Origin of the sequence: Streptosporangium sp. NPDC001681 (assembly GCF_040298085.1) — a bacterium.
Lineage (GTDB): Bacteria > Actinomycetota > Actinomycetes > Streptosporangiales > Streptosporangiaceae > Streptosporangium.
On sequence record NZ_JBEOZN010000109.1, the window covers coordinates 20686 to 33176 of the forward strand.

General features: G+C 69.9%; 12 protein-coding genes. 3 read left to right on the top strand and 9 right to left on the bottom strand.

Going from position 1 to position 12491, the window contains the following annotated elements; translation table 11 throughout:
• Window positions 1–84: 84 nt before the first annotated feature.
• The 3 genes from ABT130_RS35735 to ABT130_RS35745 form a co-directional block, all read right to left on the bottom strand.
• Entirely contained in the window at window positions 85–669 is a 585-nt protein-coding gene (locus tag ABT130_RS35735) for a hypothetical protein (RefSeq protein ID WP_350963142.1), read from the bottom strand.
• 315 nt (window positions 670–984) lie between these two features.
• Window positions 985–1146 carry a hypothetical protein gene (locus ABT130_RS35740; protein ID WP_169750203.1) on the bottom strand — a complete coding sequence of 54 codons (162 nt, stop codon included), beginning with the start codon at window positions 1144–1146 and terminating at the stop codon, window positions 985–987.
• Window positions 1147–1543: 397 nt separating this feature from the next.
• Window positions 1544–2176 carry a TIGR03085 family metal-binding protein gene (locus tag ABT130_RS35745; RefSeq protein WP_350922838.1) on the bottom strand — a complete coding sequence of 211 codons (633 nt, stop codon included), beginning with the start codon at window positions 2174–2176 and terminating at the stop codon, window positions 1544–1546.
• Between the two features lie 168 nt (window positions 2177–2344).
• On the opposite strand from ABT130_RS35745, the gene ABT130_RS35750 reads away from it, so the two are divergent.
• Window positions 2345–4150, top strand: a complete 1806-nt coding sequence (locus ABT130_RS35750) for an ABC transporter ATP-binding protein (RefSeq protein ID WP_350963159.1) — start codon at window positions 2345–2347, stop codon at window positions 4148–4150.
• Window positions 4147–5919 carry an ABC transporter ATP-binding protein gene (locus tag ABT130_RS35755; protein ID WP_350963145.1) on the top strand — a complete coding sequence of 591 codons (1773 nt, stop codon included), beginning with the start codon at window positions 4147–4149 and terminating at the stop codon, window positions 5917–5919. Before ABT130_RS35750 ends, ABT130_RS35755 begins: the two co-directional genes overlap by 4 nt.
• Before the next feature lie 65 nt (window positions 5920–5984).
• Here ABT130_RS35755 and ABT130_RS35760 read toward each other — a convergent pair whose 3' ends face one another.
• Genes ABT130_RS35760 through ABT130_RS35775 form a run of 4 tightly spaced genes read right to left on the bottom strand, consistent with a single transcriptional unit; the run spans window position 5985 to window position 9342 of the window.
• The gene (locus ABT130_RS35760; protein WP_350963147.1) at window positions 5985–6542 is read right to left on the bottom strand and encodes a GNAT family N-acetyltransferase; all 558 of its coding nucleotides are present in this window, start codon (window positions 6540–6542) and stop codon (window positions 5985–5987) included.
• On the bottom strand, window positions 6539–7534 hold the full coding sequence (locus tag ABT130_RS35765) for an ABC transporter substrate-binding protein (protein WP_350963150.1): 996 nt from the start codon (window positions 7532–7534) through the stop codon (window positions 6539–6541). Before ABT130_RS35765 ends, ABT130_RS35760 begins: the two co-directional genes overlap by 4 nt.
• A 27-nt stretch (window positions 7535–7561) precedes the next feature.
• Complete coding sequence (locus tag ABT130_RS35770) at window positions 7562–8326, bottom strand: amino acid ABC transporter ATP-binding protein (RefSeq protein WP_350922828.1); 765 nt, start codon at window positions 8324–8326, stop codon at window positions 7562–7564.
• Entirely contained in the window at window positions 8323–9342 is a 1020-nt protein-coding gene (locus ABT130_RS35775; protein WP_350963153.1) for an amino acid ABC transporter permease, read from the bottom strand. The genes ABT130_RS35770 and ABT130_RS35775 overlap by 4 nt, the downstream gene beginning before the upstream one ends.
• Window positions 9343–9675: 333 nt before the next feature.
• Between ABT130_RS35775 and ppk2 the strand changes: the two genes are divergently transcribed.
• Window positions 9676–10623, top strand: a complete 948-nt coding sequence (gene ppk2 / locus ABT130_RS35780) for a polyphosphate kinase 2 (RefSeq protein ID WP_350963156.1) — start codon at window positions 9676–9678, stop codon at window positions 10621–10623.
• Between the two features lie 11 nt (window positions 10624–10634).
• On the opposite strand, the gene ABT130_RS35785 is transcribed toward ppk2, so the two are convergent.
• Together ABT130_RS35785 and ABT130_RS35790 are read right to left on the bottom strand one after the other, a co-directional pair.
• Window positions 10635–11444: an ABC transporter permease gene (locus tag ABT130_RS35785; RefSeq protein WP_350922821.1), complete on the bottom strand. Its 810-nt coding sequence runs from the start codon at window positions 11442–11444 to the stop codon at window positions 10635–10637.
• Entirely contained in the window at window positions 11441–12316 is an 876-nt protein-coding gene (locus ABT130_RS35790) for an ABC transporter permease (RefSeq protein WP_350922819.1), read from the bottom strand. Before ABT130_RS35790 ends, ABT130_RS35785 begins: the two co-directional genes overlap by 4 nt.
• Window positions 12317–12491: the final 175 nt, after the last annotated feature.

A 12491-nucleotide genomic window follows, 5' to 3' on the forward strand; every position in this document is an offset into this window, starting at 1 on the left:
GAGTGGAAGCACCTTGGTGTTTCCCCCGGATCGGTTCGGGGGGTTCCAACGGTCTTTGACCTGTTGTTATGTGGTGGAACCCCGCTACCACAGGGTGTTCGGCGTCGCGGGGGCAGCCGGAGGGAAAGAGGCCGGGGCCGGGGCTGAGGGGAGCGGGCGGGCGCAGCGGCAGGTGATGGTGATCGTCACCGCGCCGGTGGCGCAGGCGCCGGAGGGAGTGCACGCCTCGACCGGGACCGTCCAGATGCCGGGCACCCGGGAGGCGCCGCCGAGCAGGCCGTCGGCGTCGAGCGTGATCCCGGTGGGCAGCAGGGTGGGGTCGGCCACCCTGAAACCGAGCGGCGCGCCGGTCGGGTTGGCCAGGGTGATCCTGCCCTTCAGCGGCCGGTCGACGGGGGCGCCGAAGTGGCCGAGGAACGGGTGGGCGGAGGGCGGCGGGGGAACGGCGCCTTGCCCGACGGGCCGTTCGGTCCCGTCACCGGCCGCCGTCCCTACCGTTGCCGGGCCCTTGAAGCCGGACGCCGGGGCGGAGGCCGGTGACGGGGTGGGGGACGGTGCCTGGACGGATGCAGGGGTCGCGAAGGTGACCTGTGAGGTCGCCGGTAGGCCGAACGTGACGGCTCCGGCGATGAGCGACCCGACCAGGGAGAAACCCCGCGTGCCCCGCATGAACGATCCCCCCGTACGAGAAACGGACCTTCCCCTCAAGGTGCCGGAAAGATCATCAAGGGAGTACCGTGATGTTTCCCGTGGTCATCCATGATCGGGTCAGGGCGTTCGCCGCGCGGCTCTGGGCGGCGGGTGGGGTTTCGTCGGGGGGCTCACGGGCAGGGGGTGGCGGCCTACGGCGATCCTTGTGATGCGCTCTCGGGATCGGCGAAGCGGACGGTGCGGCGGTCTGGCGTCGGGGGAGTGTGGCGCTCCCCCGTGGATCGGTCAGGAGCGCGGATGACATGGTTCGGGGCGGGGGTTCCCGCCGGTCGGTCAGCTAAGTACTCGTGTCACGAACAGAGCCAACTGGTCTGCTCCCCTCACGATCCCGTCGAAGACTCCGTTGACCGCGCCCGCCGCCTCGGCGGGCTTGGTGAACAGATAGAAGACCACGAACGCTACCCCGAGGTAGGTGAGGACCTTCTTGACCTGCATGGGGGCCTCCTGGCAGTTCCAATCCCAGCCGTATATACCCGAATTTTATCGATCTTTGGCATCTGCGGCCCGGGTGGCTCCCGGATTTTGATGATCATACCCATCCCATAGGGGCAAACCATGGTCTGGTCGCGAGTTTGGCATAGGTCACACCAGCCATCGTGCGGTGGCCGAGGTGCTCCTGTCCAATCCTCACAGCCAGGTATACCGGTAGGGCTAGGGGCGGGCGGCGGGATCGCGAATACCGGTGTGCGGTAAAACCAAGGGGGCTTGGTGTCCGGTCGCCCCGGGCCCAGGGTGAGACCGGGGGGCGAACGCGCGACGCCTGGCGTGTGCGTGTCCCGGCTCGGTCACGATCTCGCACGGGCCGTGAGCGAGCCGGCCGGGCGCACAGCCCTCAGACGCCCAGGGGGGCGTCCATCAGCCTGGCCACCGCCTCGTCGTCGCCGCTCAGGTCGACCTTGGCGTGGGCCTGGCGGCCGAAGCAGAACAGCAGCAGTTCCCCGGCCCGGCCCGTCACCTCGACCTGCTGCGTGGCGTCCTTGGAACCGCCGATGGCGACGCCTCCGCCGATGCGGTGCAGGATCACCCGGACGGGGGAGCGGCGGAGGAACACCCGGATGCCGGCGCGGATCTGCTTCCAGAACCTCTCCTCAAGGTCGGCGGGCAGCTCGCGCGGCTCCCAGACCCGCTGTGCGCGCCGCACGTCCTCGTGGTGGATGAAGAACTCCACCGTGTTGACGGTCTGGTCGAGGCCGGGAAGGCGGTAGAGCCCGGACGGACCCGAACGCACGAGCTCGACGAGGCCCGGGTAGCCCTTTCTGGTCTTCAGCGACTCCTGCACCCTGCCGGTGTATCCGGCCAGCGGCTTGAGGAGGATGCCTCCGAGCGCGTCGGCGCGGCGCTCGCGCAGGACGAGGTGGGCGGCGAGGTCGAAGGTTGTCCAGCCCTCGCAGAGCGTAGGGGCATCCGGGCCGAGCTGGGCGAACAGGTCGCTGAGCGCGGCGCGTTCGGCACGGGCGTGATTCATTTGATGATCCTAACAAGGTCGTTGTGTGAGCAACCAGAGGTTTGGGTGCGATCTTGTCGGAGGTGGTTCGGGAATAACCGCATGATCCAGAGTGATAGGGACTTAGGTAGCAATGTTTCCCGTCGAAAGGACACCTCCCGCGTGGCGAGCAAGGTGACCACCGCAGTCATGCGACAGGGGCTCGGTGTCCTCGGGGTGGCGATCCGGGCTGAAAGGCCGATCTTCGCTGCCGCGGTGCTGTCCAGCGCCCTGTATGGCCTGATGACCGTCGCCGCGGCGTGGGCGCTCGGCTGGGCGACCGACCACGTCGTGCTGCCCGCCTTCGAGAACGGGCGGATCACGACCGGCGCGCTGGCCTTCGGCGCGCTCCTCATCCTCGGGGTCTCCCTGCTCAAGGCGCTGGGCGTGGCGGGACGGCGGTATTTCGCCGGGGTCATGCAGTACCGGATGCAGGCCCGCTCCCGCCGGGACGTCACCCGGCAGTATCTGAGGCTCCCGCTGGCCTGGCACCACAGGCACCCGACCGGGCAGCTGCTGTCGAACGCCGGCTCCGACGTCGAGGCCGCCTGGGCGCCGCTCGCGCCGCTGCCGATGGCGGTCGGCGTCGTGGTGATGCTGGTCACCGCGGCCGTCGCAATGGTGATCACCGACCCGATCCTCGCCCTCGTCGGTTTCCTGGTCTTTCCCGCGATCGCCGTGCTCAACCTGGTCTACCAGCGAAGGCTCAACCCGCTGGCCACCCGCGCCCAGCAGCTGCGCGCCGAGGTCAGCGAGATCGCCCACGAGAGCTTCGACGGCGCCCTGGTCGTCAAGACCCTCGGCCGCGAGGACGAGGAGACCGCCAGGTTCCTGGCCAAGGCCCACGAGCTGCGCGACGCCAACATCGCCGTCGGCCGGGTCCGCGGCCTGTTCGACCCGGTGCTTGAGGCGCTGCCCACCCTGGGCGTGCTCGCCGTGCTGCTGATCGGCGTGATGCGGCTGGAGAGCGGCGCGATCGGCTCCGGCGTGCTCGTCCAGGTCGCCTACCTGTTCACCCTGCTGGCCTTCCCGATCCGCGCGCTGGGCTGGGTGCTCGCCGAGCTGCCCCGGGCGGTCGTCGGCTACGGGCGGATCAGGGCGGTGCTCGAGGCGACCGGCTCCATGGAGCACGGCGCCGTCGAGCTGACCGGCGCCGACCCCGCCAGGCTGGAGGTCCGTGACCTCGGTTACGCCTACGGCGGCGGTGACGGTGACGATGACTTCCCCGTCCTGCACGACGTGAGCCTGGAGGTCGCCCCCGGCCGCACCGTCGCCCTGGTCGGCCCCACCGGGTCCGGCAAGTCCACGCTCGCCCAGACCCTCGTCCGCCTGGTCGATCCGGCGCGGGGCACCGTCCTGCTGGACGGCACGGACCTGCGCGAGGTCACCAGGGGCGGGGTCAGCGACGCGGTGGCGTTGGTGCCGCAGCAGACGTTCCTGTTCGACGACACCGTACGGGGCAACGTCACCCTCGGCCTGCCGGTCGGCGACGAGGAGGTCTGGGCGGCGCTGCGCCTGGCCCAGGCCGAGGGGTTCGTCAGCGCCCTTCCCTCGGGGCTGGACACCAAGGTCGGCGAGCGCGGCACCAGCCTCTCCGGTGGCCAGCGCCAGCGGATCGCGCTGGCCCGCGCGCTGGTGCGCCGCCCCCGGCTGCTCGTCCTGGACGACGCCACCTCCAGCGTCGACCCGCAGGTCGAGGCCAGGATCCTGTACGGGCTCAGGGACGCGGCCCAGGCCTCCACGGTGGTCGTCATCGCCTACCGGATGGCCACCATCGCCCTGGCCGACGAGATCGTCTACCTGGAGCACGGCCGGGTCGTCGACCGAGGCGGCCACGCGGAGCTGCTCGCCCGCTGCGCGGGCTACCGCAATCTGGTCACCGCCTACGAACGTCAGGAAGCCGAGCGCGAGGCGCTCGACGCCGAGCAAGAGGAAGAGGAAGAGGTCAGCGCTTGAGCTCGCTTCAGGGGGTCGAGCGTTCCGGGGTGGCCACCGTCAGGCACGGGCTGTCACTCACGCCGGAGTTCCGCAAGGGGCTGGTCGGAACGCTCGTGCTGGCCGTGGTCGCCACGGTCGGCAAGATCATCGTACCGATCGCGGTCCAGCAGACCATCGACACCGGGCTCGGCGGAGCGACCCCCGACCTGGCCTACGTGCGCACCGCGGTGCTGCTGTGCGCCGCCGCCGTGGCGCTCACCGCGCTGTGCGGGTACCTGATGAACGTCCGCCTCTACCGGGCCACCGAGTCCTCCCTGGCCGCGCTCAGGGTGCGCGGCTTCCGGCACGTGCACGACCTGTCGGTGCTCACCCAGAACTCCGAGCGGCGCGGCGCCCTCGTCTCCCGGGTCACCGGCGATGTCGACCAGATCAGCACGTTCATGCAGTGGGGCGGGCTGATGATCATCATCACCCCGGGGCAGCTCCTGGTCGCCACCGTGCTGATGTTCGTCTACTCCTGGCAGCTCACCCTGGTGGTGTGGGCCTGCTTCCTGCCGCTCATGGTCGTGCTGCCGCGCTTCCAGCGGTGGCTCTCCGGCGCCTACACCCGGGTCCGCGAGCGCACCGGCGACATGCTCTCGGCGGTCAGCGAGTCGGTGGTGGGCGCCGCGGTGATCAGGGCCCACGGCTCCGAGGCCCGTACGGCGGAAAGGCTCGACGTCGCGATCGACGCCAACAAGGCGGCGCAGGCCCGCACCCAGCGGATCGTCGCGACGGTGTTCCCGCTGACCGAGATCGTCGCCTCGGTGGCCCTGGCCGCCGTGGTGCTGGTCGGGGTGCGGCTCGGCCTGGCCGGCGAGATCACCGTGGGGAGCCTGGTCGCCTTCCTGTTCCTCATCACGCTCTTCGTCTCGCCGATGCAGATCGCCACCGAGGTGCTCAACGAGGCGCAGAACGCCGTCGCCGGATGGCGGCGCATCCTCGGTGTGCTCGACACCCCGCCCGACGTCGCCGACCCCGGCCCGGAGGGCGTCGAGCTGCCGCGCGGTCCCATCTCGGTCTCCTTCGAGAACGTCGGGTTCGCCTATTCCGGCGGGGTGCCGGTGCTGCACGAGGTCTCGGCGGACATCCCGCCCCGCTCGCGGATCGCCGTGGTGGGGGAGACCGGCTCCGGCAAGACCACCTTCGCCAAGCTGCTCACCCGCCTGATGGACCCCGTCTCGGGACGGATCACGGTGGACGGCCACGACCTGCGGACCGTCAGGTTCTCCTCGCTGCGCCGGCGCATCGTCATGGTCCCGCAGGACGGGTTCCTGTTCGACGGCACCCTGGCCGAGAACATCGGCTTCGGCCGCCCCTCGGCGACCGAGGAGGAGATCCGGCTGGCCATGACCGAGCTGGGGCTCGCCGACTGGCTGGAGGGGCTGCCCGCCGACCTGTCGACCAGGGTGGGCCAGCGCGGCGAGTCGCTGTCGGCCGGCGAGCGCCAGCTCGTCGCGCTCGCCCGCGCCTACCTGGCGGATCCCGACCTGCTGCTGCTGGACGAGGCCACCTCCGCGGTGGACCCGGCGACGGAGGTACGGCTGGCCCGAGCCCTGGAGGGTGTCACCCGGGGCCGCACCGCCGTCTCCATCGCCCACCGGCTCTCCACCGCCGAGGCGGCTGACGAGGTGTTCGTCTTCGACCGGGGCCGGATCGTGCAGCGCGGCCCGCACGCCGAGCTGGTACGGCAGCCGGGCGTCTACGCCGACCTGTACGCCTCCTGGGTCTCGTCGGCCCGTTCCTAGGCAGTCGGGGCGGTCGGTGTCCGGCAGAGGTCCTCTCCGGCGCTCCCCGGCGGGCGGTGGCACGGTCAGTCGGTCCGCGTTTCCCGGATGGTCTTCTCGAAGGGGTGGGGGCCGATCGTCTCGGGATCGGCGTCCTGGTCGTAGAGCGGGGTGTATCCGGTCGCGAGATACAGCCCGGCGGCCTCGGGCTGGCGGGGACCGGTGGTCAGGTAGATCCTGCGGTAGCCCTGCCGCGCGGCCTCCCGCTCCAGCTCCCGGACGACGGCGACGCCCAGGCCGCGCCGCCGGTGGTCCGGATGGGTCCAGATCCGCTTGAGCTCGGCGGTCTCCTCGTCGCGGCGGAAGAACGCGCCACCGGCGACGGTCTGTCCGTCCTCGGCGAGGATGAGGAACGCACCCCCCTGCTCAGGGGCGAACCGCTCGTCGGGATAGCGGTTGATCTCCTCGTTGGGGCCGTACCGGCTGTTGTACTCGGCGTGCAGGTCCTCAAGGAGCGGTCTGACCCGCGGGTCGCGGACGGCCACGTGGTGCACCTCGACGGTTGTGCCGGTCCGTCGTGGCAGGGGTGTCGTCCGGAGGATGTTCTCGGCGCCGGGGGCGGGCCTGGTGGAGTCGACCGTCACTTGGGCTGCCTCGGCAGGCCGGGCGGGTTGATCAGCGACTTGGGCAGCGCCTCGTTCTCCAGGCCCCAGCGCTTGAGCACCTCAAGGTACCTGCCGTTCTCGATCAGCGTGTTGATCGCCTCGTTGACCGGCTGGACCAGGCCGTTGCCCTTCAGGGTCATGACCGCGATCAGGCCCTCGACCGACCCGCCGCCCGAGAGCGTCCCGACGATCCTGCTGTCGCCGCCGACGGCGACCTGGTAGGCGATGGGCGGATTCGGGCCCAGGTAGGCCTGGATGCGGCCGGATTTCAGGGCGAGCAGCACGTCGCCGTACTTCTGGTAGTACTGGATCTGCGCGGCCTTGAGCCCGGCCTTCTGGTTCTGCGCGTCCCACTCCAGCAGGATCTTCTCCTGGTTGGTGCCCGATCCGACCGACACGTTCAGCCCGGCGATGTCGGCGGGCTTCTCGATCTTGGTGATCGGGCTGGAGGCGCCCACCTGCCAGGCGAGCTGGTCCACCCGGTAGGTGGCGAAGTCGTAGATGTCCTTGCGCTCCTCGGTCACCGTGACATTGTTGAGCACCGCGTGGTACTTGCCGGACTTGACGGCCAGGAACAGGTTCTCCCAGGAGGTGTTCTCCTCCCGCACCTTCAGGCCCAGCACGTCGGCGATCAGATGGGCGAAATCGGTCTCCACCCCGATCAGGGTGGTGTCGTCGTCGGCCAGGGACACCAGGGGCGGCGCGCCCTCGCCGTTGAAGCCCACGATGAGCTCGCCCTTGGACCGGATCGCCTCGGGGACCTTGGCGGCGATCGCGTCCACCTTGTCGGCGCGGATCCGGTTCTGCTCCGGCGAGGTGTTGATCCTGACTCCGCCGGCCGTGGACGGGGCGGCGGATGGGACCGCGGCACTGTCGGCGGTGCCGGCGGAGGGCTCGGCGGTGCCGCAGGCGGCGGCGAGGAGGAGAGGCAGGGCGACGGCGGCGGGGGCGAGCCTCGATATGAACGACATGTCGATCCTTGTTCAGGTTGGGCGGGGTCAGAGGACCTTGCTGAGAAAAAGACGGGTTCGCTCGTGCCTGGGGGCGTCCAGCACCTCGGCGGGAGGGCCCTGCTCGACGATCCGGCCCTCGTCCATGAAGACCACCGTGTCGGCGACCTCGCGGGCGAAGCCGACCTCGTGGGTGACGACGATCATGGTGGTGCCGCTCCCGGCGAGGTCCTTCACCGTGTCGAGCACCTCACCGACGAGTTCGGGATCCAGCGCGGACGTCGGCTCGTCGAAGAGGATGACCTTGGGCTCCAGGGCCAGGGCGCGGGCGATGGCCACCCGCTGCTGCTGGCCGCCGGAGAGCCGGCCGGGGTAGGAGTGGGCCTTGTCGGCGAGCCCGACGCGCTCAAGCAGCCGGGTCGCCAGCGCGTCCACCTCCGCCTTCGGCCTGCGCTGGGCCGACAGGGGCGCCTCGGTGACGTTCTGGTGCACGGTCAGGTGCGGGAAGAGGTTGAAGTTCTGGAAGACGAAACCGATCTTGGTTCGCTGCCGGAGGATCTCGCGCTCGGGCAGTTCGTACAGCCGGTCGCCGGCCCTGCGGTAGCCGACCAGCTCGCCGTCGACGCTGATCGACCCGCTGTCCACCTTCTCCAGGTGGTTGACGGTGCGCAGTAGCGTCGACTTGCCCGACCCCGACGGACCCAGGATCACCGTGACCTCGCCGGGGTCGACCCGCAGGTCCACCCCGCGCAGCACTTCAAGCGACCCGAAACTCTTGTGCACGCCCCGCAGTTCGACCATCGCGGCGCTCATGCGCGGCCCCTGCCGTAGTACCGCTCGATGTAGTGCTGCGCGACGGACATCACCGAGGTCATGACGAGGTACCAGATGGTCGCGACCAGCAGCAGGGCGATGACCCGGCCGTTGCGGTTGTAGATGACCTGTACCTGGTAGAAGAGCTCGGGCAGGGCCATGATGTAGACGACCGAGGTGCCCTTGACCAGGCCGATGATCTCGTTACCCGCGGTCGGCACGATCGACCGCATGGCCTGCGGCAGGACGATCCGGAACAGCTGCCTGGTCCTGGGGATGCCCAGTGCGGCGGCGGCCTCCCGCTGGCCGTGGTCCACCGAGAGCAGCCCCGCCCGGACGATCTCCGCGGCGTAGGCGGCCTGGTGCAGGGCGAGGCCGAGCGCGGCGGCGGTGACCGGGCCGATCAGGTCCATCGTGCCGATGTCGAAGAACGCCGGGCCGAACGGCACGCCGAAGGAGATTCTCGGATACAGCAGGGCCAGGTTGTACCAGAACAGCAGCTGCAGGATCAGCGGGACCGACCGGAACAGGGCGATGTAGCCCCAGGCGACCGAGTTGAGCAGCGGGTTCCTCGACAACCGCATGAGCGCCAGGACGGTGCCGAGCAGGAAGCCGAAGACGATCCCCAGCGCGGTCAGCTCCAGCGTGAAGACGACGGCCCGCAGCACGGAGGGGGCGAACAGGTATTCCCCGACCACCTCCCACTCCCAGGCCGGGTTGGTGATCAGCGCGCTGGCCACCATGGCTAGCAGCACCGCGATGCCCGCGGCCGCCACCCACCGCCAGGGGTGACGGGTGGTGACCACTTTCAGCGGAGGCTCGCCGGCCTCGGGGTCTCCCGTGCCGCCCGCCGGGAGTGTGGCGGTCCGGGCGGGCGTGGCGGTGAGCAGCACCCGGTTTCCCCCGTAGCCGCGATGGGTGCGCACCCGGGCGCCCGTCACCGGGGCCGGGGGTGGTGCTTTCGCGGATACTCCGTGCGTGTCACCGCCGTCGGTGCCTGAGAATTCGACGGGCATGGTTGAGGCCTTTCTGGCTGGTTCGTCCAGGAGGAGGGGGACGGGCGCGAGGGAGCGTCGCCGGCGAATCGTCAGAAGGTCAGCGGTGACACGAGGGGAGGCGGAGGGGGCGCGGGTCGATGTGCCCGCGGACCGCCGGCCGGAGCTTTGGGCGCATGACATCACTTCAACACACGCTCATAATCCCGTCAAGTCCTACTTGTTTAGTAGGTTTTACATAACGCCGAACGAGATCGGTGCAAACCGGGCAGCCCGCCGATGATTAGCCTGCTCAAAGCGAGGTAGGGGGCAGGACGAGGGCGGATCCCATGTCCGCCCGAGGGGAAGGGAACGATGGCAGAGGCGGAGCCCGCAAAGGAGCGGTTCCCCGTTCTGGACCTCCGTTCGGCGCTGGCCCGCGGGAACCTGCTCGATGACCTGTCCAACCTGCGGGTCGACGACGATGACGACGACGACCCCGTTCTGATCCGCCTGGACGGCACCCCCGTCGACACCTGGCGGGAGAAGTATCCCTACGGGGAACGGATGAACCGGGCCGAGTACGACCGGCTCAAGCGGCTGCTCCAGATCGAGCTGCTCAAGCTCCAGTACTGGATCAAGGACACCGGGGGACGCCTGGTCATCCTCTTCGAGGGGCGCGACGCGGCGGGCAAGGGCGGCACGATCAAGCGGTTCATGGAGCACCTCAACCCCCGTGGGGCGAACGTGGTGGCGCTGGAGAAGCCGAGCGAGCGCGAGAGCACCCAGTGGTACTTCCAGCGCTACGTCTACCACCTGCCGTCCGCCGGAGAGATGGTCTTCTTCGACCGTTCCTGGTACAACCGCGCCGGGGTCGAGCGGGTGATGGGCTTCTGCACTCCCGGGGAGTACCTGGAGTTCCTGGAACAGACGCCCGAGTTCGAGCGGATGCTCGTCCGCGACGGCATCCACCTGGTGAAGTTCTGGTTCTCGGTCTCGCGTTCCGAGCAGCGCACCCGGTTCGTGATCCGCCAGGTCGATCCGGTACGGCAGTGGAAGCTGTCGCCGATGGACCTGCAGTCGCTCGACAAATGGGAGGAGTACACCGCCGCCAAGGAGGACATGTTCGTCCACACCGACACCGAGGAGGCCCCGTGGACGGTGATCAAGAGCAATGACAAGAAGCGGGCCAGGGTCGAGGCCATGCGCCACGTCCTGAGCCTTTTCGAGTACGAGAACAAGGACCACGAGGTCGTCGGCACCCCCGACCCCAGGATCGTCGTCCACGCCGCCGACGTGCTCGACGACGACCGCGCCCGCTGAGCCGTCCCCGCTCAGCGGACTCCCGCGTCACCGCCCGACAGGCGCTGGGCAAGATAGATCGGGACGACCGAGGCGACGATGAGAGCCGCGGCGACCACGTTGACCACGGGCGCCTGGTTGGGGCGGAACAGGTTCTCGAAGATCCACAGAGGCAGGGTCCTGACCCCGGCCCCGGCGGTGAACGTGGTCACGATGATCTCGTCGAAGGACAGGGCGAAGGCTAGCAGCCCGCCCGCGAGCAGTGCCGAGCGCATCATCGGGAAGGTGACCAGCCGGAACGTGGTGAAGGTGTCGGCGCCCAGATCGGCCGAGGCCTCCTCCAGGGAGGTGCCCGTACGCCGCAGCCTGGCCAGCACGTTGTTGTAGACGGTCACCACACAGAAGGTGGCGTGTCCGACGATCACCGTGAACAGCCCCAGACTCACCCCGAACGGGCTCAGCACCGCACGAAAGGCGTTGTTGAGCGCGATGCCGGTGACGATGCCGGGCAGCGCGATCGGCAGCAGGACCAGCAGCGAGACCGCGTTCTTGCCGAAGAAGTCGTAGCGCTGGATCGCGAAGGCCACCATCGTGCCGAGCACCAGGGCGATCACCGTGGCGCCCGCTCCCGCCTGGACCGAGGTCCACAGCGCGTCGCGCACGCCGGTGGAGTTCCACGCCGCCTCCCACCACCGCACGGTGAACCCGCTGGGCGGCCAGGCGAACGTCCGGTCGGTGTTGAAGGAGTTGAGCACCACGATCAGCAGCGGAACGTAGACGACGCCGAGCCCGGCGGCCAGCATGGCCCACAGCGCCGTGCGCGCCGTACGGGACAGGTTCACAGGTTCTCCAGGGCACCGGTGCGGCGGACCGCGGCGAGGTAGACCAGCATGATCATCACGGGGACGGTGGCGACCGCGGCGGCGAAGGGGAGGTTGTTGGCCGCGCCGATGTTGTCGTAGACGACGTTGCCGATCAGCTGCGAGGTGCCGCCCACGATCTTCACGGTGATGTAGTCGCCGAGCGACAGCGAGAACGTGAAGACCGAGCCCGCGAGCACGGCGGGGAGGGCGAGCGGCCACACCACGGTGCGAAACGTCCGCCAGCCACGCGCCCCGAGGTCTCCGGCGGCGTCCAGCAGCGAGTCCGGCAGTCGCTCCAGCCCCGCGTAGATCGGCAGGATCATGTACGGCAACCACAGGTAGGACAGGGTGAGGACGGTGGCGGTCAGCCCGTACCCCCAGCCGAGAAGGCCCTCGGAGCCGAGCATCACCCGCCAGGCGTACGCCTTGACCAGGTAGGAGGCCCAGAGCGGGGTGAGCACGGCGATCACCAGCCAGCGCTGGGCGCGCGGCGAGGCCAGCTTGGCCATCGCGAACGCCATCGGGAAGGCGATCAGCAGGTCGATCAGCGTCACCGCGACCGCCACGCCCACCGAGCGCAGCGCGATCGTACGGTAGACGTCGGCGGTGAGCAGATCCTGGAAGTTCCCCCAGGTCGGCACCCTGACCAGGTCGCCGGTGAAGGTGTCGGTGCTCCAGAAGGCCGTCACGAACAGGGCGGCCAGCGCGCCGAGATAGGCGAGGCCGAGCCAGAGCGCGGGGGCCGACAGCAGCAGCGAGAGCCGCACGCCCGCGTGCCGGTGCAGGAAGGCCGCGAGCCTGCGTCGAGGGGTGCGGGGCGGTGTGGGTCTCGCCGGTGCCGCGATGTTCAACGTCGGCTCCTTCCCGGTCGACGTCGGTTCTCTCCCCGGGCGAGGCGGGCTTCCGGCCCTTCTCGCGGGGCGGGCGCGGGGGGGGCCCCGGGGGGCCCCCCCCCGGGGGGTGGGGGGGGGGGGCGGGCCAGTGTTGGGTGGCGGGGCCGGGGCACGCGCGGTTGTGAGTTGGCGG